This window comes from Paracidovorax valerianellae, from assembly GCF_900102625.1.
Classification (GTDB): domain Bacteria; phylum Pseudomonadota; class Gammaproteobacteria; order Burkholderiales; family Burkholderiaceae_C; genus Paracidovorax; species Paracidovorax valerianellae.
In genome coordinates this window covers 100,602-121,682 of sequence record NZ_FMZC01000003.1, presented here as the reverse complement: position 1 = coordinate 121,682, position 21,081 = coordinate 100,602, and the positions used below count along the sequence as shown (strand labels likewise).

Here is a 21,081-nt window from a genome sequence, read left to right as displayed (position 1 = left end):
GGCCAGCAGCACCAGACCGGAGAGCCAGGCGCGCAGGCCGGGCGGGATGCGTGAAAAGGAAGGAGGCAAGGGCGGGTCCGTGCTGACGAGGACCCGAAAGCGTATCACTGCGCGGGGCTGAACAGGTCCACCCGGTCGGTGATGATGCCGTCGGTGCCCAGCTCGATCAGGCGCTGCGCGGCCCATTCGTCGTTCACCGTGTAGCTCAGCGCACGCAGGCCGGCGCCGTGCACCTGGGCCACCGTCTCGGCCGTCCAAAGGGCGTGATTGCAGACCACGGCCACGCAGCCGAGCTGCTGCGCGGTGTCGAGCCAGCCGGGGGTGAGCGTGTCCAGCAGCAGACCGCGCGGCAGCAGCGGCGCCGCGTCGCGCGCGCCGGACAGGGCGCGCACCTGGAAGGACGTGAGCAGGGGCGGCACGGTGGCATCCGCCCACAGGCGGGACGCGTGCGAGGCCACGACGCGGCCGGTTTCTTCCTCGGTGCCGGGCGTGGGCTTGATCTCGATGTTCAGCAGGTGGCCGTTGGCCCGGCAGAAGCGGGCCACGCTGTCCAGTGTGGGCAGCGGCTCGCCCGCGTGGGCGCGCGAGTGCCAGGCGCCGGCGTCCAGGCGCGACAGGTCGCTCCAGGCCAGGTCGCCGGCCGTGCCGGTGCCGCTGGTGGTGCGATTCAGCGTGGCGTCGTGCAGCAGGAAGGGCACGCCGTCGGCGCTGAGTTTGGCGTCGCATTCGAACATGCGGTAGCCGTGGTGCGCGCCCAGGCGGAAGGCGGCCAGCGTGTTCTCGGGCGCCAGCTTGCCGGCGCCGCGGTGGGCGATCCAGCGGGGATAGGGCCAGTCGGCGGCGAATGCAGAAGATGCAGACACGGCAGACACGGCAGACACGGCAGACACGGCAGACACGGCGGAAATACCGGAAACGGCAGGAGCAGCGAGAGGGGCAGTCATGTCAGTGAGCGATGGGTGGGAACGCTGTCGCGGCGTTCGAGACCGGCACACGGCCTGTCTCCCGTCTGGTGGCCGCAAAGCAGGCCGCGCCAGAAGGCGCCGAAGGCGATGCGGGGAGCGTCATGTGCTCTCTCCGAACTTGAGCAGGTTGCCGTGCGGGTCGATCACATACAGCTCGCGCATGCCCCAGGGCTGCTCGCGCGGGGGATCGAGCACGAGCCCGCGTGCGGCGAAGTCGGCATGCAGCGCGCGGGTGTCGCCGCGCACGTAGCAGGAGGTGTTCTCGGCGATGTGACGCTCGGTGCAGCGCCAGAAATGCAGTTCGCAGCCGTCGCGCTCGACGATGAGGTAGTCCTCGGTGCGCAGCCGGGGCGCGAAGCCCAGGCGGTCGGCGTAGAACGCCGCGCTTTCGTCCAGGTCGAGCGACGCCAGCACCGGCACCGTCGCCAGCACGGGCCCCGCTGCGGGTGCGGTGTCGCTCGCGGCGCGCGTCACGTCACATCCGCTTGCCGGTGGCGGCGTCGAACCAGTGCAGGCGAGCCATGCGGGGCGCGATGTGGATGGTGTCGCCGGGCTGGGGCGAATGCGTGCCTTCTTCCACGCGCACGATGAGCGATTCGCCATTCATGCGGGCGTACACCAGGCGCTCGGCGCCCAGCAGCTCGACCGTCTCGACCTGCACGGCCCAGCCGTCGCTGCCGATGTCCAGGTGCTCCGGGCGCACGCCGAGGATGGCGCCGTCCTTGCCGCCAGGGGCGTTCTTCAGCAGGTTCATGGGCGGCGAGCCGATGAAGCTGGCGACGAACGTCGATGCGGGCGTGTGATAGACCTCTTCGGGCGTGCCGAACTGCTCCATCACGCCGCCGTTCATGACGATCATGCGCTGGGCCAGCGTCATGGCCTCGACCTGGTCGTGGGTGACGAACAGGCTGGTGATGCCGAGCTCGCGGTGCAGTTTCTGGATTTCAAGGCGGGTCTGTGCGCGCAGCTTGGCGTCCAGGTTGGACAGCGGCTCGTCGAACAGAAAGACCTGGGGCTGGCGCACGATGGCACGGCCCATGGCCACGCGCTGGCGCTGGCCGCCGGACAGCTCGCGCGGCTTGCGCTCCAGCAGGTGGCCCAGTTCGAGGATCTTGGCGGCCTTGTCCACGCGCGTCTTGATCTCGTCCTTGGGGACCTTGGCGATCTTCAGGCCGTAGGCCATGTTGTCGTACACCGTCATGTGCGGGTACAGCGCGTAGTTCTGGAACACCATGGCGATGTCGCGCTCGGCGGGTTCGAGGTCGTTCACCACGCGCGGGCCGATGGCGATCTCGCCGCCGCTGATCTCTTCCAGGCCCGCGACCATGCGCAGCAGCGTGGATTTGCCGCAGCCCGAGGGGCCGACGATCACGATGAATTCGCCATCCTGGATTTCGGCGTTCACGCCGTGGATGACCTGGTTGGCCTTGGGGCCTGCGCCGTAGCGCTTGATGACGTTGCGAAGCGAGAGGGATGCCATATCTTTTTGGGATGCTTGTCAGATCGATCGGTGATCGTTGATCGTTATTTCTCGGTGTCCACGAGGCCCTTGACGAACCACTTTTGCATGAGCATGACGACCACGGCGGGCGGCAGCATGGCGAGGATGGCCGTCGCCATGACGATGTTCCATTCGTTCTGCCCGTCGCCGCCGGCGATCATGCGTTTGATGCCGATCACCACGGGGTACATGTCTTCGCTGGTGGTCGCGAGCAGTGGCCACAGGTACTGGTTCCAGCCGTAGATGAACTGGATCACGAACAGGGCGGCGATCGACGTCTTCGATAGCGGAATCAGCACGTCCTTGAAGAACCGCATGGGACCGGCGCCGTCCATGCGCGCGGCCTCGACCAGCTCGTCCGGCACCGTCAGGAAGAACTGGCGGAACAGGAACGTGGCCGTCGCCGAAGCGATCAGTGGCACGGTCAGGCCGGCGTAGCTGTTGAGCATGCCGAGGTCGGACACCACCTGGTAGGTGGGGCCGATGCGCACTTCCACCGGCAGCATCAGCGTGATGAAAATCAGCCAGAAGCACAGGCCCTTGAAGGGAAAGCGGAAGTACACGATGGCGAATGCCGACAGCAGCGAGATCGCGATCTTGCCGAACGTGATGACCAGCGCCGACACCAGGCTGACCCACATCATGCGGGCGACCGGGGCCGTGGAGCCCGCACCCGCGTCGCGGCCGAACAGCGCGGCCTTGTAGGTGTCCCACATGTGTGTGCCGGGCAGCAGCGGCATGGGCGCCTGCACGATTTCCTGCGCGGTGTGCGTGGAGGCCACGAAGGCCAGGTAGAGCGGAAAGGCGACGATCACGACGCCGAGAATCATGATGGCATGCGCGAGGATGCCGAGGGTGGGGCTGCGTTCAACCATGGTGGGGTGCTCCGGACGGCATCATCAGTATTGGACTTTCTTCTCGACGTAGCGGAACTGCACCACCGTGAGCGCGACGACGATCAGCATCAGCACCACCGACTGCGCGGCCGAGCCGCCCAGGTCCATGGCCTTGAAGCCGTCGTAATAGACCTTGTAAACGAGGATCGCCGTGTCCTTGCCGGGGCCGCCCTGCGTGGCCGCATCGACGATGGCGAAAGTGTCGAAGAACGCGTACACCACGTTGATCACCAGCAGGAAGAAGGTGGTGGGCGACAGCAGCGGGAACTGCACCGTCCAGAAGCGCCGCCACGGGCCGGCACCGTCAATGGCCGCGGCTTCGATGAGCGACTTCGGAATCGACTGCAGCCCGGCCAGGAAGAACAGGAAGTTGTAGGAGATCTGTTTCCACACCGAGGCCATCACGATCAGCGTCATGGCCTGGCCTGAATCGAGCAGGTGGTTCCAGTGCACGCCGACTTTTTCAAGGCCATAGGCGACCACGCCCAGCGACGGCGAGAACATGAAGACCCACAGCACGGCGGCCACGGCGGGCGCCACGGCGTAGGGCAGGATCAGCATGGTCTTGTAGAACATGGCGGCTTTCACCACCCGGTCGGCGAAGACCGCCAGCATCAGCGACAGCGTGATGCCGATGCCCGCCACCAGCACGGAGAACATCGCGGTGGTCTTGAACGACTCGACATAGCTGCCGTCGTTGAAGAGCTGCTTGAAGTTCTCCAGGCCCACCCATTCGGTGGAGGTGCCGAAGGCGTCCTGCAACTGCATGGATTGCACCAGCGCCTGGCTGGCCGGCCAGAAAAAGAAGACCAGGATGATGGCCATCTGCGGTGCAATAAGCACCCAGGGCAGCCATGCAGATTTGAATCGGACGCGTTTTTCCATGGAGCGGAAGGTTGAGAGAAATAGGCGCTTCCCAAAGCAAAAAGCAGATGGATGACCCATCTGCTTTTTACGGTTGGCGAAACGTTCAGTTTAAAACGATTACGACTTGTTAGCCTTCTGGAAACGCTCCAGCTGTTCGTTGCCGCGCTTGACGATCGTCTCCAGCGCTTCCTTGGCGGTCTTCTTGCCGGACCAGACCTGTTCGAGCTCTTCGTCCTCGATCGCGCGGATCTGCACGTAGTTGCCCAGGCGGATGCCGCGGCTCTTGTCGGTGACTTTGCGGATCATCTGCGTCACGGCCACGTCGGTGCCGGGGTTCTGCTGGTAAAAGCCCGACTTTTCGGTCAGCTCGTAAGCGGCCTTGGTGACGGGCAGGTAGCCCGTGCGCTTGTGGCTGGCGGACTGCACTTCCGGCGTCGAGATGAACTGGAAGAACTGCGCCACGCCCTTGTATTCGGCAGGCTTCTTGCCGGCCATGACCCACAGGCTCGCGCCGCCGATCACGGTGTTCTGCGGAGCGCCCGGCACATCGGGGTAGTAGGGCAGGGGTGCCAGGCCGTAGGCGAACTTGGCGTTCTTGGCCACGTTGCCGTAGAAGCCCGAGGACGTGTTGATCATGGCGCACTCGCCCGACACGAAGCTCGCTTCAGGCACGTTGCCGCGGCCCTTGTAGACGAACAGGCCCTGCTTGGCCATGTTGGCCAGGTTCTCGATGTGGCGCACGTGCAGTGGCGAATCCACCTTCAGGCGCGCGTCCAGGCCCTGCAGGCCGTTGGACTTGCTGGCGAACTCCACGTTGTGCCAGGCCGAGAAGCTTTCGACCTGCGTCCAGTTCTGCCAGGCCGTGGTGAACGGGCACTTGTGGCCCGACGCCTTGAGCTTGGCCGCCGCGTTGACCACTTCGGGCCAGGTGGACGGCGCCTTGTCGGTGGGCAGGCCGGCCGCCTTGAAGGCGTCCTTGTTGAAGTAGAAGATGGTCGTGGAGCTGTTGAACGGGAAGCTCAGCATCTGGCCGTTGGGGGCCGTGTAGTAGCCGGCCACGGCGGGGATGTAGGCCGCTGGGTCGAACTGGGCGCCCGCGTCCTGCATGACCTTGCCCACGGGCACGATGGCGCCCTTGCTGGCCATCATCGTGGCGGTGCCCACTTCGAAAACCTGCAGGATGTGCGGGGCGTTGCCGGCGCGGAAGGCGGCGATGGAGGCCGTCATGGATTCGTCGTACGTGCCCTTGTAGGTCGGCACGATCTTGTAGTCCTTCTGGCTTTCGTTGAACTGCTTGGCCAGGTCGTTTACCCATTCGCCGTTGACCGCAGTCATCGAATGCCACCACTGGATCTCGGTCTGTGCCTGCGCCGTGGCGCAGAACGACGCGGCAATGGCAGCAGCCGCTGCCAAATGCTTGAATTGCATGAAAACTCCTCGAATCGATACGAAATGCACGAAGCGCCGATGGTAGGACGCATTTCGTGACACGAATGTGTCGTTGTCGCATAGGCCTGCATGGCGATCAAGCGGGGAAACCCGTCGCGCCGAAGTAGCCGAAATCGCACCTAAGCGGCCGTGAACAATGGCAATTTCGTGACAATTCCGTGACACGGCAAGTCACCTTGGCGACTCATCGGTCGCACCAGATTGGCGAATTGCGGGGATGCCAGCAGGGTTTTGTGCAGTGCACAATGATCTGTGTCCCCGTTCTGGGGCCCTGGGTGGAGGGCCCGTGCCCCCGCCCCATCCGCTTCTTCGTTTCACGATCCTCCCGGACCTTTCCATGGCCAAAACATCTCTGGACAAAAGCAAGATCAAGTTCCTGTTGCTCGAGGGCATCCACCCTTCCGCGCTCGACGTGCTGCGCGGCGCGGGCTACACCCAGATCGAGGCCCTCTCCGGGGCGCTGCCCGACGATGAACTCAAGCGCAAGATCGCCGATGCGCACTTCGTGGGCATCCGCTCGCGCACGCAACTGACGGCCGAGGTCTTCGCCCATGCGCACAAGCTGGTGGCCGTGGGGTGCTTTTGCATCGGCACCAACCAAGTGGACCTGAACGCCGCCCGCGAGCGCGGCATCGCCGTGTTCAACGCACCGTATTCCAACACCCGCTCGGTCGCCGAACTGGTGCTGGCCGAGGCCATCCTGCTGCTGCGCGGCATTCCCGAGAAGAACGCGGTGGCGCACCGCGGCGGCTGGCTCAAGTCGGCCGACAACGCCTACGAAATCCGCGGCAAGACGCTGGGCATCGTGGGCTACGGCTCCATCGGCACGCAGCTGTCGGTGCTGGCCGAAGGCCTGGGCATGCACGTGATCTTCCATGACGTGGTCAACAAGCTGCCGCTGGGCAATGCGCGCCAGGCGCCTTCGCTGCACGCGCTGCTGGGCCAGGCCGACATCGTGAGCCTGCACGTGCCCGAGCTGCCGTCCACCCAGTGGATGATCGGCGCGGCCGAGATCGCGGCCATGAAGCCGGGCGGCATTCTCATCAATGCCGCGCGCGGCACGGTGGTCGAGATCGAACCGCTGGCCGAGGCGCTCAAGGCCAAGAAGCTGCTGGGCGCCGCCATCGACGTGTTCCCGGTCGAGCCACGCACCAACAAGGACGAATTCCTCTCGCCCCTGCGCGGGCTGGACAACGTGATCCTCACGCCGCACATCGGCGGCTCCACGATGGAGGCGCAGGCCAACATCGGTCTGGAAGTGGCCGAAAAACTGGTCAAGTACAGCGACAACGGCACCTCGATCTCGTCGGTCAACTTCCCCGAGGTGGCGCTGCCGGCTCACCCGGGCAAGCACCGGTTGCTGCACATCCACCAGAACGTGCCGGGCGTGCTGTCGCAGATCAACCAGATCTTCTCGGACAACCAGATCAACATCGCGGCCCAGTACCTGCAGACCAACGAGAAGGTGGGCTACGTGGTGATCGACATCGATGCCCAGTCGTCCGACCTGGCGCAGGACAAGCTGGCCCAGGTGCCGGGCACGATCCGCAGCCGCGTGCTGTTCTGAGTCCCACGGGGCCGGCGGCCCAGCCTGCCGGCCCGGTCTTTTTCATCAGAGCCAAAAAGGGCTCCAGCGCAATGAATACGCCGGTGTATTGCTATAAAAATAATAGCAAATGCCGCGCATGGGCTTCCATGGTCTCGGGCCGCGCCCCGTAACGCCCCGGGCCTCCCTGGGCCCTGGCATAAAATCGCGGCCCCGAGGCACAGGGGCGCTTTTCAGCGCCCGACCCAGGTTGACCCCATGAACGTTCCCATAGCGCTGGCTGCCCTGCAGGCGCAGGCCGCCGAGCCCGCCCGCCTGCGAGAGATTCCCTACAACTACACCTCGTTCTCGGACCGGGAAATCGTCATCCGGCTGCTCGGGTCTCCCTCCTGGGACGTGCTCGACCAACTGCGCCGCGAGCGCCGCACCGGCCGCTCGGCCCGCATGCTCTACGAAGTGCTGGGCGACATCTGGGTCGTGCAGCGCAACCCCTATCTGCAGGACGACCTGCTGGACAATCCCGACCGGCGCAAGCTTCTGGTCGATGCGCTGGAGCACCGCCTGGCCGAGATCGGCAAGCGCCGCACGCCGGCCGACGACTCCAGCCGCGACCAGCTAGTGGGCCAGTTGGTGGATGCCGCCCGCCGCGCCATCGCCGAGTTCGACGCCACGTTCGTGGAGGCCGCCCAGCTGCGCCGCCAGGTGCAAAAGCGCCTGGGCCGGCACACGGCCAAGGACAACATCAAATTTGACGGGCTTTCGCGCGTTTCCCACGTGACCGATGCGACCGATTGGCGCGTCGAGTACCCGTTCGTGGTGCTCACCCCCGATACCGAGGCCGAGATGGCCGCGCTGGTGAAGGCCTGCATCGATCTGGAGCTGACCATCATTCCGCGCGGCGGCGGCACCGGCTACACCGGCGGCGCGATCCCGCTCACCTGGCGCAGCGTGGTCATCAACACCGAAAAGCTGGAGGCCATGACCGAGGTGGAAATGCGCCGCCTGCCGGGCATGGACCGCGAAGTCGCCACCGTGTGGACCGAGGCCGGCGTGGTCACCCAGCGCGTGGCCGATGCGGCCGAGCGCGCGGGCTACGTGTTCGCCGTGGACCCGACCAGTGCCGAGGCATCGTGCATCGGCGGCAACATCGCCATGAATGCCGGTGGCAAGAAGGCCGTGCTGTGGGGCACGGCGCTCGACAACCTGGCCAGCTGGCGCATGGTGACGCCCGACGCCCAGTGGCTGGAAGTGACCCGTGTGAACCACAACATGGGCAAGATCCACGACGCCGAGGTGGCGAGCTTCGATCTGCAGTATTTCGAGGCCGACGGCAAGACGCCGATCCGCACCGAGCGCCTCGATATCGCCGGCAGGACCTTCCGCAAGGAGGGCCTGGGCAAGGACGTGACCGACAAGTTCCTGTCGGGCCTGCCGGGCATTCAGAAAGAGGGCTGCGACGGCCTCATCACCAGCGCGCGCTGGGTGGTGCACCGCATGCCAGAGCACACGCGCACCGTGTGCCTCGAATTCTTCGGCAACGCCAAGGACGCGGTGCCCAGCATCGTGGAGATCAAGGACTTCATGTTCGCCGAGCAGCAGCGCAGCGGCGTGCTGCTGGCGGGCCTGGAACACCTGGACGACCGCTATCTGAAAGCCGTGGGCTACGCCACCAAGAGCAAGCGGCACGGCGGCGGGCTGCCCAAGATGGTGCTGTTCGGCGACATCGCGGGCGACAACGCCGACGACGTGGCGCGCGTGACCAGCGAGGTCGTGCGCCTGGCCAATTCGCGCTCGGGCGAAGGCTTCATCGCCATCAGCCCCGAAGCACGCAAGAAGTTCTGGCTGGACCGCAAGCGCACGGCCGCCATCAGCCGCCATACCAACGCCTTCAAGATCAACGAAGACGTGGTGATCCCGCTGCCGCGCATGGCCGAGTACACGGACGGCATCGAGCGCATCAACATCGAACTGTCGCTGCGCAACAAGCTGACGCTGTGCGATGCGCTGGAAGACTTCTTCCTGCGCGGCAACCTGCCGTTGGGCCGGCAGGACGACGCGCACGAGATTCCCTCCGCCGAACTGCTGGAAGACCGCGTGGCGCAGGCCGTGGCTTTGGTGGGCGAGGTGCGTGCGCTGTGGACCGGCTGGCTGCGCGATGTCGAGCCGCTGTTCCCGCAGCTGCAGGACCACACGCTGCGCGCCAGCTGGAAGACCCAGTTGCGCGAGCCGCTGTCCAAGATCTTCGCGGGCGCCGCGTTCAAACCCATCATGGACGAGACGGCGGCCATCCACCAGCGCGTGCTCAAGGGCCGCGTGTGGGTGGCGCTGCACATGCATGCTGGCGACGGCAATGTGCACACCAACATTCCCGTCAACAGCGACGACTACCGCATGCTGCAGACGGCGCACGAAGCCGTGGCCCGCATCATGGTGCTGGCCCGCCACCTGGACGGCGTGATCTCGGGCGAGCACGGCATCGGCATCACGAAGCTGGAGTTCCTGACCGACGACGAACTGCGCCCGTTCGCCGACTACAAGCAGCGCGTGGACCCAGAAGGCCGGTTCAACAAAGGCAAGTTGCTACGAAATAAGGAGCAAGGTGTCCTAGTGGATACTGCGCGGGAGCCCGGTTCGGCTCGCAACTCGCTGATGTTCGCCGACCTGACCAACGCCTATACGCCGAGCTTCGGCTTGATGGGCCACGAGTCGCTGATCATGCAGCAGAGCGACATCGGCGCCATCGCCGATTCGGTCAAGGACTGCCTGCGCTGCGGCAAGTGCAAACCCGTGTGCGCCACCCACGTGCCGCGCGCCAGCCTGCTGTACAGCCCGCGCAACAAGATCCTCGCCACGTCGCTGCTGGTGGAGGCTTTCCTGTACGAAGAGCAGACGCGCCGGGGCGTGTCGATCAAGCACTGGCAGGAGTTCGAGGACGTGGCCGACCACTGCACCGTGTGCCACAAGTGCTACACGCCGTGCCCGGTCAAGATCGACTTCGGCGACGTGACGATGAACATGCGCAACCTGCTGCGCAAGATGGGCAAGAAGACGTTCCGCCCAGGCAACGCGCTGGCGATGACCATGCTCAACGCCACCAACCCCGACACCATCAAGCTCCTGCGCAGCGCGATGGTCGGCGTGGGATTCAAGGCCCAGCGCATCGCGGTGGACCTGCTGCGCAAGGTGGGCCGCCGCCAGACGGCACGCCCGCCGGCCACGGTGGGCGCGGCGCCGGTGAAGGAGCAGGTGGTGCACTTCATCAACAAGAAGCTGCCGGGCGGCCTGCCCAAGAAGACGGCGCGTGCGCTGCTGGACATCGAAAACAAGGACTACGTGCCCATCATCCGCAACCCGGCCACGACCACGGCCGAGACGGAGGCCGTGTTCTATTTCCCCGGGTGCGGATCGGAGCGCCTCTTCAGCCAGGTGGGCCTGGCCACGCAGGCCATGCTCTGGCACGCGGGCGTGCAGACCGTGCTGCCGCCGGGCTACCTGTGCTGCGGTTACCCACAGCGCGGCAGTGGCCAGTTCGACAAGGCCGAGAAGATGATCACCGACAACCGGGTGCTCTTTCACCGCGTGGCCAACACGCTCAACTACCTCGACATCAAGACGGTGGTGGTGAGCTGCGGCACCTGCTACGACCAGTTGCAGGGCTACGACTTCGGCAAGATATTTCCGGGCAGCCGCATTATCGACATCCACGAATACCTGCTGGAAAAGGGCGTGACGCTGCAGGGCAAGGGCGCCTACCTGTACCACGAGCCCTGCCACAACCCGATGAAGCTGCAGGACTCGGTGAAGACGGTGAAGGCGCTGGTCGGCCCGCAGGTCACCAAGAGCGAACGCTGCTGCGGCGAGTCCGGCACGCTGGGCGTGACCCGGCCCGACATCTCCACCCAGGTGCGCTTTCGCAAGGAGGAGGAAATCAAGAAGGGCGAGGCCGCGCTGCGCGCGAGCGGCGCCGTGGCACCGACGGAGAACGTGAAGATATTGACCAGCTGCCCAAGCTGTCTGCAGGGCCTGAACCGCTACCAGGACGACCTGCAGAACGGCCTGCTGGAGGCCGACTACATCGTCGTCGAGATGGCGCGCGAGATTCTGGGCGACAACTGGATGCCCGAGTACGTGCAGCGCGCCAACGCGGGCGGCATCGAGCGGGTGCTCGTTTGATGGCGGCCAGCGCGGCCTCCGTGTCGAGCCCCTGCCCGCTGTGCGATGGCGATGGCGGCGCGCTGGTCTGGCGCGGCCCCAAGCTGCGGGTGATCCGCGCGCAGGAGGCGGGCTTTCCGGCCTTCTACCGCGTGGTGTGGGCGGCGCATGCGGCGGAGTTCACCGATCTGGCTCCGGCAGACCGCGTGCATTGCATGGAAGCGGTGGCGGCAGTGGAGAGCGCGCTGCGCGCCCATCTGCATCCGGACAAGATCAACCTGGCCGCGCTCGGCAACATGGTCCCGCACCTGCACTGGCACGTGATCGCCCGGTTTGCGTGGGACAGCCACTTTCCCGGCGCCGTGTGGGCGGCTGCGCAGCGTGAGCGGGCGCCCGAGCGCGAGGCCGAAGTGGCCGGGCGCCTGGCGGCTGCCGAGGCCGAGATGGCTGAACGGCTGGCGCAACTCGCCTGAGCCTGCGCGGGCCCGATGCGGAGCCCGTGCGGGGCCGCGAGGGCCCGGTGGGACAATCCCGCAAAGGCTCCTGCGCCGGCTCCACCGGGCCGCGCAGCAGGCACCCCGCAAAACGCACAGAGGATTTTTTCATGGCAGGTCTGAAAGCCGGCGCGCCCACGCCGCAATCCATCACGGTGCACGAAGCGTCGCGAATGCTCGAGGTGGTGTTCTCGGACGGCGCGGCCTTCCGCATTCCGTTCGAGCTGATGCGCGTGTATTCGCCCTCCGCCGAGGTGCAGGGCCACGGCCCGGGCCAGGAAGTGCTGCAGACCGGCCAGCGCCACGTCACGCTCACGGGCCTGGAGCCGGTGGGCAATTACGCGGTCAAGCCCACGTTCTCCGATGGGCACGACACGGGCATCTTCTCGTGGGATTACCTCTACGAACTCGGCCAGCGCCAGGAAGCGCTGTGGGCCGACTACCTGCGCCGGCTGGCCGAAACAGGCGCCGACCGCGACACGCCGATGCCGGCCAAACGCGGCAGTGGCGGCGGTGGGGGTGGCCATTCGCATGGCCACGGAGGCTGCGGCCACTGACCTCCGCGGTGGACCTGCGCGCTCATCGGGCGCGTGCAGAGCGTCCAAATTGCGACAGATGCCCCATGCAGGTGCGGGGTTGTCGCTGTACGAGCGGGGCCTGCGCGCCTAGCATCGCGGAATGAGCACCACGCATTTCGGATTCCAGTCGGTCGACGAGGCAGAAAAGGCGCGCCGCGTGCGCGGCGTCTTCGACTCCGTCGCATCGAAGTACGACGTCATGAACGACCTCATGTCCGGTGGCCTGCACCGCGCATGGAAGGCCTACACGGTCATGGTCGCCAACCTGCGCGAGGGCAACCGTGTGCTGGACATCGCAGGCGGCACGGGCGACCTGGCGAAGGCCTTCGCCAAGAAGGTTGGCGCATCGGGCCAGGTGGTGCATACCGACATCAACGAAGCCATGCTGCGCGTGGGGCGCGACCGCCTCATCGACGCCGGCGTGGTGCTGCCCACGCTGGTGTGCGACGCGGAACGCCTGCCGTTCCCCGACGGCCATTTCGATGCGGTGAGCGTGGCCTTCGGACTGCGCAACATGACCCACAAGGACCAGGCGATCGCCGAGATGTGCCGCGTGCTGAAGCCGCGCGGGCGTCTGCTGGTGCTGGAATTTTCCAAGGTGGCCAAGCCGCTGGAGAAAGCCTACGACTGGTATTCCTTCAAGGTGCTGCCCCGCCTGGGCCAGATGGTGGCGGGCGACGACGCCAGCTACCGCTACCTCGCCGAGTCGATCCGCATGCATCCGGGCCAGGAAGAACTCAAAACCCTCATGCAGAAAAATGGCTTTGGGCATGTGGACTATCACAACATGACGGGGGGAATCGTTGCTTTGCATGTTGGAATCAAGTGCTGAGCCTTTTGGCGTGTTCGCTGGCAGCGGGCACCGATCTATAAATTGGAGATGACATGATGAAAATTTGGTCCATGGCGCTGGTCGCCATGATGGTGATGGTGCATGCCGACGCGGATGCCCGCCGCATGAGTGGCGGCAAGTCCGTCGGCAAGCAGTCGAGCAACGTGACGCAGCGCGAATCCGCCACGCCGCCGCCTGCCGCTCCTGGCGCACCCGCGCAGAACGTCAACAGCGCTGCTGCCGCCAAGCCCGGCGCCGCGGCAGCGGCTCCTGCGGCTGCCGCCAAGAAGCCTTGGGGCGCGATGCTCGGCGGCTTGGCCGCGGGCCTGGGCCTGGCCTGGCTGGCCCACTCGCTCGGCCTGGGCGCGGGCTTCGGCCAGTTCCTGCTGATCGCGCTGCTGGCACTCGGCGCGTTCGCCGTGTTCCGCATGTTCATGCGTTCGCGCAAGCCTGCCGAAAGCGGCACGGGCAACTCGCCCTTCGCCTTCCAGGGCGCAGGGGCCGGTGCCGGCGCCACGTCGCCCGCCGAGGCGCAGATGCCCCGCCAGTACAGCCCGCAGAACGTCGGCAACGACGCGTCCGCCCGGCCGTTCGAGCGCAGCAGCATGGCGTTCGACGCCTCCCGCCAGAGCGGCGGCGGCTCCGGCGTGGTGATTGGCTCGGCCCTGGCCGGCTCGCAGAACTGGGGCGTGCCCGAGGGCTTCGATACCGAAGGCTTCCTGAATGCGGCCAAGCGCAACTTCATCACGCTGCAAGGCGCCTGGGACCGTTCGGACATCGCCGCGCTGCGCTCGATGATGACCGACAGCATGGTGGATGAGATCCGCACCCAGCTGAGCGAGCGCGAGTCGCTGCGCGGCGCGAGCCAGCCCAACCACACCGACGTGGTCATGCTGGAAGCGCAACTGCTGGGCATCGAAGACCTGGGCGACGGCTACATGGCCAGCGTGGAGTTCTCCGGAATGATCCGTGAAGAGCTCTCGGCCGGCCCGAGCCCGTTCCGCGAAGTGTGGAACATGACCAAGGCCAAGACCGGCAACAGCGGCTGGCTGGTGGCCGGCGTGCAAGCCTTGCAATAAGGCTCGGCCGCAATGGCGCGGCGGGCGCGGGGGTAAAGCCCTCGGTGCCGCGCCCAGTTCGGGGAATAATCGGGGACTATGGCAACACAGTCCCCTTTTTCATTCCTGGATGGGCTTTTCGAGCGCATCGCCGCAGGCCCGCAGCCACCGCAGTGGCTGGTGCACGAGGTGCAGCACCGCATGGTGCTGTTCCTCAACCATGTGCTCATGCAGGAGCCCGAGGCCATGGACCGCCTCGTCCGCCAGAAGGGGCGGGTGGCCCGCGTGCAGTGGCGCGTGTATTCGATGGCCCTGCAGATCACGCCGGCGGGGCTGCTCGATCTGGCCCCCGAAACCCTGGTGCCGGACCTGCGCCTGGAAGTGACCGACACCTCGCCCCTGTCCCTGGCCCAGACCGCGCTGCGCGGCGACAAGCCTGGCATCCGCATCGAAGGCGACGTGCAGCTGGCGGCCGAGATCAACTGGCTGGTGGACCACGTCCGCTGGGACGTCGAGGAGGACCTGGCCCGCGTGATCGGCGATGCGCCGGCCCATGCGGTCGGCTCGGTCGCCCGGCGCGCCGCACAGGCGCTGCGCCAGTTCGTCGGCGCGCGCCGGGCCTCGTCCGCGGGCGGTGCCGGCGGCGTTGATCGCTCCGCGCCATGAGGCGTTTCTTTCGCGGCATCACCATCGTCTGGGTGGTGCTGCGCTACGGGCTGGATGGACTGGTCCTGACGAGCTTCCAAAAGCCCTGGCTGCGCCTGGTGGCGCGCATCGTGTCGGTCGGCCGCAATCTGGATGCCCCCCGCGGGCAGCGCCTGCGCGAAGCGCTGGAGCGGCTGGGCCCGATCTTCGTGAAGTTCGGCCAGGTCCTTTCGACCCGGCGCGACCTGATGCCGCCCGACATCGCCGACGAACTCGCCCGCCTGCAGGACCGCGTGCCGCCCTTCGATCCCGATGTGGCCGTGGCCACCATCGAGCGCGCCTTCCGCCGTCCGCTGGCCGAGGTGTTCGTGTCGTTCGACCGGGTACCCATCGCCAGCGCGTCCATCGCCCAGGTGCACTTCGCGGTCGTGCGCGACCGCAAGGGCGTGGAGCGCGAAGTGGCCGTGAAGGTGCTTCGTCCGGGCATGCTGCCGGTCATCGAGAACGACCTGGGCCTCATGCGCCTGATGGCCGGGTGGGTGGAAAGCCTCTCGGCCGATGGCAAGCGGCTCAAGCCCCGCCAGGTGGTGGCCGAGTTCGACAACTACCTGCACGACGAGCTCGATCTGGTGCGCGAAGCCGCCAACGCGGCGCAGCTGCGCCGCAACATGCAGGGCCTCGAGCTGGTGCTGATCCCTGAGATCCTCTGGGACTTCTGCCACGCCGAGGTGCTGGTGATGGAGCGCATGAAGGGCGTGCCCATCAACCAGATCGAACGGCTGCGCGCTGCGGGGGTGGACATCCCCAAGCTGGCGCGCGACGGGGTCACGATCTTCTTCACCCAGGTGTTCCGCGACGGCTTCTTCCATGCCGACATGCACCCCGGCAACATCCAGGTGAGCCTGGAGCCCGAGACCTTCGGGCGCTACATCTCGCTGGACTTCGGCATCGTCGGCACGCTGACCGAGTTCGACAAGGAATACCTCGCGCAGAACTTCACGGCGTTCTTCCGCCGCGACTACAAGCGCGTGGCCGAACTGCACATCGAAAGCGGCTGGGTGCCCCCCACCACGCGCGTGAACGAACTGGAAGCGGCGATCCGCACCGTGTGCGAGCCGTACTTCGACCGCCCGCTCAAGGAGATTTCGCTCGGCATGGTGCTGATGCGGCTCTTCCAGACCTCGCGGCGCTTTCAGGTCGAGATCCAGCCGCAGCTCGTGCTGCTGCAAAAGACGCTGCTCAACATCGAAGGCCTCGGTCGCCAGCTCGACCCCGATCTGGACCTGTGGAGCACCGCCAAGCCGTTCCTTGAAAAGTGGATGCTCGACCAGATGGGCCCGCAGCGGCTGTGGCGCGAGTTGCGCGCCGAAGCGCCGCGCTTTGCCAAGATGCTGCCGGAACTGCCGCGCCTGCTGCACGGCTACCTGCGCGAACGGCCGCACGACCACCGGCGTGAACTGCTGGAACTGCTGGCCGCCCAGAAGCGCACCAACCGGCTTTTGCAGAGCCTGATCTACGGTGGCATGGGATTTGTATTGGGGCTGCTGGCGATGCAGCTGCTGATCCGCGTGCGGCTCTTCTAGGCGCTTCGGTTTTACTCGATCCCTTTTTTCCGCCTCTCTCTTCCTCTTCCTTTCTTCTCCCTACGCGACATACGAGGAGCATGCCGTGCTGTTGACCCTGGTCATTGTCTATTTGCTGATCACCATCGCCATCGGCCTGCTGGCGGCGCGGCGGGTGAAGAACTCGGCAGACTTCGCCATCGCCGGGCGGCATCTGCCGCTCTACATGATCGTGACGACCACGTTCGCCACGTGGTTCGGCTCCGAGACGGTGCTGGGCATTCCGGCGAAGTTCATCGAGGGCGGGCTGGGCAACGTGGTGGAAGACCCGTTCGGCGCGGGCTTCTGCCTGATTCTGGTGGGGCTGTTCTTCGCGGCGCGGCTCTATCGCATGACGCTGCTCACCATCAGCGACTACTACCGCGAGCGCTACGGGCGCGTGGTCGAGGTCGTGTGCTCGCTCATCATCATGCTGAGCTATCTGGGGTGGGTGTCGGCCCAGGTCACCGCGCTGGGGCTGGTGTTCAACCTGCTGTCCGGCGGGGCCATCGGCATTCCGATGGGCATGACGATCGGCGTGGTCTCCATCCTGGCCTACACGCTGTTCGGCGGCATGTGGTCGGTCGCGGTGACGGACTTCATCCAGATGATCATCCTGGTGGGCGGCTTGGCCATCATCGCTGTGTTCGCTGGCAACATGGCGGGCGGGGCCGACAAGGTGATCGAGCTGGCCAGCAGCCGCGACCTGTTCCGCTTCCTGCCCGAGCCCAAGCTGCACGACATCCTGTTCTTCGTGGCCGCCGGCATCACCATGATGTTCGGCTCCATTCCGCAGCAGGACGTGTTCCAGCGGGTCATGTCGGCCAACAACATCAAGGCCGCCACCCGCGGCCCGGTGATCGGCGGCATCTGCTACATCCTCTTCGCCTTCGTGCCGATGTTCCTGGTGGCCAGCGCGCTGATCATCATGCCCGCCGAGACGGCCGAACTGCTCAAGGACGATCCGCAGAAGGTGCTCCCCACCCTGGTGCTGCAGAAGATGCCTTTCATCATGCAGGTGTTCTTCTTTGGTGCATTGCTGTCGGCCCTCAAGTCCACCGCGTCGGCCACGCTGCTGGCGCCCAGCGTTACCTTCACCGAAAACATCTGGCGGCAGTTCCGCCCGAACGGCACCGACCGCGACCGCCTGCGCACCATGCGCATCAGCACGCTGGTGTTCAGCGCCTTCGTGCTGGCCTATTCGATCCACATGCAGGGCACGTCGATCTACGAACTGGTGTCGGGCGCGTACCAGGTGCCGCTGGTGGGCGCTTTCGTGCCGCTGGTCTTCGGCCTCTACTGGAAGCGCGCGACGACCCAGGGCGCCCTCCTGGCGATCGCAGCGGGCCTGTCCACCTGGCTGCTGTTCCTGGCCACGCCTATGGGCGCCGTGTTCCCGGCGCAGCTGGCGGGCGTGCTGGCCGCCACCGTGGGCATGCTGGCCGGCTCGCTGGCACCGCAGGGGCTGCGCAACGTGCGCGCTTCGCACCACCCCGTGGTAGGGGCGGAACAGGCGTGAGGGGGCTCGAGGCGCGTGCCTATAATTGAAGGTTTTGCACTTTCCATCGCACACGCTCAAGATGCCTATCTATGCCTATAAATGCGGTTCCTGCGGCCACGCCAAGGATGTGCTGCAAAAAATGTCCGACGCGCCGCTCACGGTGTGCCCGGCCTGCGGGGCCGAAGCCTTCTCCAAGCAGGTGACCGCCGCCGGCTTTCAGCTCAAGGGCTCCGGCTGGTACGTGACCGATTTCCGCGGCGGCAACAGCGGCGCCGGCAGCGCCAAGCCCGATGCGGCGGCCTCCGACGGCGCGGCGCCTGCCGCAGCGTCCGGCGGCGACAGCGCCCCCAAGAAGGAAGCGGCGGCTCCCGCGCCTGCCCCGGCGCCGGCCGCCAGCAGCTCCGACACCAAGAAGAACTGAAGAACGGCCGCTGATGTCCGCTTTGCGCAAATGGCTGTTCACGGGCCTTCTGGTCATCGTTCCCGGCGTCATCACCGCCTGGGTACTGAACTGGATCGTGAGCACGCTCGACCAGACCCTGCAGATCCTGCCGGGCGCCTGGCAACCCGACAAGCTGCTGGGCTTTCACATCCCGGGCTTCGGGGTGCTGCTCACTCTGGGCATCCTGCTGGTGGTGGGTGCGCTCACCAGCAACTTCGCGGGGCGCAAGCTGGTGGAGTGGGGCGATGCCCTGGTCAGCCGCATCCCGGTGGTGCGCTCGATCTACTCCAGCGTCAAGCAAGTGTCGGACACGCTCTTTTCCGAAGGCGGCAACGCCTTTCGCACCGCCGTGCTGGTGCAGTGGCCGCGCGAAGGCGTGTGGACCGTGGCGTTCATCACCGGCACGCCGAGCGGTGAAGTGGCCGCTTACCTGCGCGACGAATACGTCAGCGTGTACGTGCCCACCACCCCCAACCCGACGGGCGGCTACTTCGTGATCCTGCGCAAGAGCGACTGCATCGAGCTGGAGATGAGCGTCGATGCGGCCCTCAAGTACATCGTTTCCATGGGGGTGGTTGCGCCCCCGGACCTCACGCTGCCCGATTCCCGATAAACACCCTCGTCGCACGCCCGCTCGCTGCGGGCGCGCGCAAAACCTTTGTCGCGCTCCACGAGGGCGCAGGAAGACTCTCCAATGGCCATGCGTTCCCACTATTGCGGTCTCGTCACCGAAGCCCTCCTGGGCCAAACCGTCACCCTGTCGGGCTGGGTAAATCGCCGCCGCGACCATGGCGGCGTGATCTTCATCGACCTGCGCGACCGCGAAGGCTATGTGCAGGTGGTGTGCGACCCCGACCGCGCCGAGATGTTCAAGACCGCCGAGGGCGTGCGCAGCGAGTTCTGCGTGCAGGTGAAGGGCCTGGTGCGCGAGCGCCCCGAAGGCACGACCAACGACAGCCTCAAGAGCGGCAAGATCGAAGTGCTGTGCCATGAGCTGAACGTGCTCAACCCGTCCGTCACGCCGCCGTTCCAGATCGACGAGGAAAACCTCTCGGAAACCACCCGCCTCACGCACCGCGTGCTGGACCTGCGCCGCCCCTACATGCAGCGCAACCTGATGCTGCGCTACCGCGTGTCGATGGAAGTGCGCAAGTTCCTCGATGCCAACGGCTTCGTGGACATCGAAACCCCCATGCTGGGCAAGTCCACGCCCGAAGGCGCGCGCGACTATCTGGTGCCAAGCCGCGTGCACGACGGCCAGTTCTTCGCGTTGCCCCAGTCGCCCCAGCTGTACAAGCAGATGCTGATGGTGGCGGGCTTCGACCGCTACTACCAGATCACCAAGTGCTTCCGCGACGAAGACCTGCGCGCCGACCGCCAGCCTGAATTCACCCAGATCGATATCGAGACCTCCTTCCTCACGGAAGAAGAGATCCGCGACATCTTCCAGGGCATGATCAAGACGGTGTTCCAGAACACCATCGGCGTGGACCTGGGCGAGTTCCCGGTCATGACGTACCAGGAAGCGGCCTTCCGCTTCGGCTCCGACAAGCCCGACCTGCGCGTGAAGCTCGAATTCACCGAGCTGACCGAAGTGATGAAGGACGTGGACTTCAAGGTCTTCTCCGGCGCCGCCAACATGAAGGGCGGCCGCGTGGTCGCCCTGCGCGTGCCCGGCGGCGCGCGTGAAACCGGCGGCCTGTCGCGCGGCGAGATCGACGGCTACACCGAGTTCGTGAAGATCTACGGCGCCAAGGGCCTGGCCTACATCAAGGTCAACGAACTGGCCAAGGGCCGCGATGGCCTGCAGTCGCCCATCGTGAAGAACATCCACGACGCGGCCATTGCCGAGATTCTCCAGCGCACTGGCGCCCAGGACGGCGACCTGCTGTTCTTCGGCGCCGACAAGGAAAAGGTCGTCAACGACGCCATCGGCGCGCTGCGCATCAAGATCGGCCACAGCGAGTTCGGCAAGAAGAACGGCCTGTTCGAAAGCCGCTGGGCGCCGCTGTGGGTGGTGGACTTCCCGATGTTCGAGTTCGACGAAGAGTCGCAGCGCTACACGGCCGTGCACCACCCCTTCACCGCGCCCAAAGACGGTCACGAGGACTGGATGGTCACCGCGCCCGAAAAGTGCATTTCCAAGGGCTACGACATGGTGCTCAATGGCTGGGAAATGGGCGGCGGTTCTGTCCGTATCCACCGGGCCGACGTGCAGCAGAAGGTGTTCGACGCCCTCAAGATCACGCCCGAGGAAGCGCGCAACAAGTTCGGCTACCTGCTGGACGCCCTGCAATACGGCGCGCCTCCGCACGGCGGCCTGGCGTTCGGCCTGGACCGCATCGTCACGCTGATGACCGGCGCCGAGTCGATCCGCGACGTGATCGCCTTCCCCAAGACCCAGCGTGCCCAGGACCTGCTGACCCAGGCCCCCGGCCCCGTGGATGAAAAGCAGCTGCGCGAGCTGCACATCCGCCTGCGCAACCCGGACGCCGTCAAGGCCGTCTGATCCGGATGAGCGGGGTTCGTTGAAACCGTCCCACTCGAAGCGGCA

At 66.0% G+C, this 21,081-nt stretch carries 18 protein-coding genes; 12 read left to right on the top strand and 6 right to left on the bottom strand.

Annotation, left to right across the window (positions count from 1 at the left end):
• Window positions 1–104 precede the first annotated feature (104 nt).
• The 6 genes from ugpQ to ugpB all read right to left on the bottom strand — a co-directional run bounded on the left by ugpQ (window position 105) and on the right by ugpB (window position 5,657).
• Window positions 105–944: a glycerophosphodiester phosphodiesterase gene (gene ugpQ / locus BLT03_RS05810; RefSeq protein WP_092741279.1), complete on the bottom strand. Its 840-nt coding sequence runs from the start codon at window positions 942–944 to the stop codon at window positions 105–107.
• Window positions 945–1,064: 120 nt separating this feature from the next.
• Window positions 1,065–1,439, bottom strand: coding sequence for a bleomycin resistance protein (locus BLT03_RS05805; protein WP_217640144.1), 375 nt, complete (start codon window positions 1,437–1,439; stop codon window positions 1,065–1,067).
• A 1-nt stretch (window position 1,440) separates the two neighbouring features.
• Window positions 1,441–2,445 (bottom strand): sn-glycerol-3-phosphate import ATP-binding protein UgpC, encoded by a 1,005-nt coding sequence (locus BLT03_RS05800; protein ID WP_092741277.1) that lies wholly within the window; start codon window positions 2,443–2,445, stop codon window positions 1,441–1,443.
• Window positions 2,446–2,489: 44 nt separating this feature from the next.
• Window positions 2,490–3,341 (bottom strand): sn-glycerol-3-phosphate ABC transporter permease UgpE, encoded by an 852-nt coding sequence (ugpE, locus tag BLT03_RS05795; RefSeq protein ID WP_092741275.1) that lies wholly within the window; start codon window positions 3,339–3,341, stop codon window positions 2,490–2,492.
• A gap of 24 nt (window positions 3,342–3,365) precedes the next feature.
• Window positions 3,366–4,247 carry a sn-glycerol-3-phosphate ABC transporter permease UgpA gene (gene ugpA / locus BLT03_RS05790; protein WP_092741273.1) on the bottom strand — a complete coding sequence of 294 codons (882 nt, stop codon included), beginning with the start codon at window positions 4,245–4,247 and terminating at the stop codon, window positions 3,366–3,368.
• 99 nt (window positions 4,248–4,346) lie between these two features.
• Window positions 4,347–5,657 (bottom strand): sn-glycerol-3-phosphate ABC transporter substrate-binding protein UgpB, encoded by a 1,311-nt coding sequence (gene ugpB, locus BLT03_RS05785; RefSeq protein ID WP_092741271.1) that lies wholly within the window; start codon window positions 5,655–5,657, stop codon window positions 4,347–4,349.
• 358 nt (window positions 5,658–6,015) lie between these two features.
• On the opposite strand from ugpB, the gene serA reads away from it, so the two are divergent.
• The 12 genes from serA to aspS all read left to right on the top strand — a co-directional run bounded on the left by serA (window position 6,016) and on the right by aspS (window position 21,036).
• Entirely contained in the window at window positions 6,016–7,245 is a 1,230-nt protein-coding gene (serA, locus tag BLT03_RS05780; protein WP_092741269.1) for a phosphoglycerate dehydrogenase, read from the top strand.
• A gap of 237 nt (window positions 7,246–7,482) precedes the next feature.
• Window positions 7,483–11,397, top strand: coding sequence for a DUF3683 domain-containing protein (locus BLT03_RS05775; protein WP_092741267.1), 3,915 nt, complete (start codon window positions 7,483–7,485; stop codon window positions 11,395–11,397).
• 20 nt (window positions 11,398–11,417) lie between these two features.
• Window positions 11,418–11,849, top strand: coding sequence for an HIT family protein (locus BLT03_RS05770; RefSeq protein WP_434802332.1), 432 nt, complete (start codon window positions 11,418–11,420; stop codon window positions 11,847–11,849).
• 131 nt (window positions 11,850–11,980) lie between these two features.
• Window positions 11,981–12,427 carry a gamma-butyrobetaine hydroxylase family protein gene (locus BLT03_RS05765; protein ID WP_092741263.1) on the top strand — a complete coding sequence of 149 codons (447 nt, stop codon included), beginning with the start codon at window positions 11,981–11,983 and terminating at the stop codon, window positions 12,425–12,427.
• A gap of 121 nt (window positions 12,428–12,548) precedes the next feature.
• Complete coding sequence (gene ubiE, locus BLT03_RS05760) at window positions 12,549–13,280, top strand: bifunctional demethylmenaquinone methyltransferase/2-methoxy-6-polyprenyl-1,4-benzoquinol methylase UbiE (protein ID WP_092741261.1); 732 nt, start codon at window positions 12,549–12,551, stop codon at window positions 13,278–13,280.
• Between the two features lie 53 nt (window positions 13,281–13,333).
• Complete coding sequence (locus BLT03_RS05755; RefSeq protein WP_092741259.1) at window positions 13,334–14,359, top strand: Tim44 domain-containing protein; 1,026 nt, start codon at window positions 13,334–13,336, stop codon at window positions 14,357–14,359.
• A 78-nt stretch (window positions 14,360–14,437) separates the two neighbouring features.
• Window positions 14,438–15,004 carry a hypothetical protein gene (locus tag BLT03_RS05750; RefSeq protein ID WP_092741257.1) on the top strand — a complete coding sequence of 189 codons (567 nt, stop codon included), beginning with the start codon at window positions 14,438–14,440 and terminating at the stop codon, window positions 15,002–15,004.
• A complete protein-coding gene (gene ubiB / locus BLT03_RS05745; protein WP_092741255.1) occupies window positions 15,001–16,566 on the top strand; it encodes a ubiquinone biosynthesis regulatory protein kinase UbiB in 1,566 nt (521 codons plus the stop codon). Before BLT03_RS05750 ends, ubiB begins: the two co-directional genes overlap by 4 nt.
• A gap of 85 nt (window positions 16,567–16,651) precedes the next feature.
• Entirely contained in the window at window positions 16,652–18,103 is a 1,452-nt protein-coding gene (locus BLT03_RS05740) for a high affinity choline transporter 1 (protein WP_092741253.1), read from the top strand.
• A gap of 61 nt (window positions 18,104–18,164) precedes the next feature.
• A complete protein-coding gene (locus tag BLT03_RS05735; protein WP_092741251.1) occupies window positions 18,165–18,506 on the top strand; it encodes an FmdB family zinc ribbon protein in 342 nt (113 codons plus the stop codon).
• A 13-nt stretch (window positions 18,507–18,519) separates the two neighbouring features.
• Window positions 18,520–19,140 (top strand): DUF502 domain-containing protein, encoded by a 621-nt coding sequence (locus tag BLT03_RS05730; RefSeq protein WP_092741249.1) that lies wholly within the window; start codon window positions 18,520–18,522, stop codon window positions 19,138–19,140.
• Window positions 19,141–19,221: 81 nt separating this feature from the next.
• Window positions 19,222–21,036: an aspartate--tRNA ligase gene (gene aspS / locus BLT03_RS05725; RefSeq protein WP_092741247.1), complete on the top strand. Its 1,815-nt coding sequence runs from the start codon at window positions 19,222–19,224 to the stop codon at window positions 21,034–21,036.
• Window positions 21,037–21,081: the final 45 nt, after the last annotated feature.

Coding starts and splice junctions, on each gene's coding strand:
- ugpQ (WP_092741279.1), bottom strand. CDS start 944: ATGACTGCCCCTCTCGCTGCTCCTGCCGTTTCCGGTATTTCCGCCGTG.
- BLT03_RS05800 (WP_092741277.1), bottom strand. CDS start 2,445: ATGGCATCCCTCTCGCTTCGCAACGTCATCAAGCGCTACGGCGCAGGC.
- ugpE (WP_092741275.1), bottom strand. CDS start 3,341: ATGGTTGAACGCAGCCCCACCCTCGGCATCCTCGCGCATGCCATCATG.
- ugpA (WP_092741273.1), bottom strand. CDS start 4,247: ATGGAAAAACGCGTCCGATTCAAATCTGCATGGCTGCCCTGGGTGCTT.
- ugpB (WP_092741271.1), bottom strand. CDS start 5,657: ATGCAATTCAAGCATTTGGCAGCGGCTGCTGCCATTGCCGCGTCGTTC.
- serA (WP_092741269.1), top strand. CDS start 6,016: ATGGCCAAAACATCTCTGGACAAAAGCAAGATCAAGTTCCTGTTGCTC.
- BLT03_RS05775 (WP_092741267.1), top strand. CDS start 7,483: ATGAACGTTCCCATAGCGCTGGCTGCCCTGCAGGCGCAGGCCGCCGAG.
- BLT03_RS05765 (WP_092741263.1), top strand. CDS start 11,981: ATGGCAGGTCTGAAAGCCGGCGCGCCCACGCCGCAATCCATCACGGTG.
- ubiE (WP_092741261.1), top strand. CDS start 12,549: ATGAGCACCACGCATTTCGGATTCCAGTCGGTCGACGAGGCAGAAAAG.
- BLT03_RS05755 (WP_092741259.1), top strand. CDS start 13,334: ATGATGAAAATTTGGTCCATGGCGCTGGTCGCCATGATGGTGATGGTG.
- BLT03_RS05750 (WP_092741257.1), top strand. CDS start 14,438: ATGGCAACACAGTCCCCTTTTTCATTCCTGGATGGGCTTTTCGAGCGC.
- ubiB (WP_092741255.1), top strand. CDS start 15,001: ATGAGGCGTTTCTTTCGCGGCATCACCATCGTCTGGGTGGTGCTGCGC.
- BLT03_RS05735 (WP_092741251.1), top strand. CDS start 18,165: ATGCCTATCTATGCCTATAAATGCGGTTCCTGCGGCCACGCCAAGGAT.
- BLT03_RS05730 (WP_092741249.1), top strand. CDS start 18,520: ATGTCCGCTTTGCGCAAATGGCTGTTCACGGGCCTTCTGGTCATCGTT.
- aspS (WP_092741247.1), top strand. CDS start 19,222: ATGGCCATGCGTTCCCACTATTGCGGTCTCGTCACCGAAGCCCTCCTG.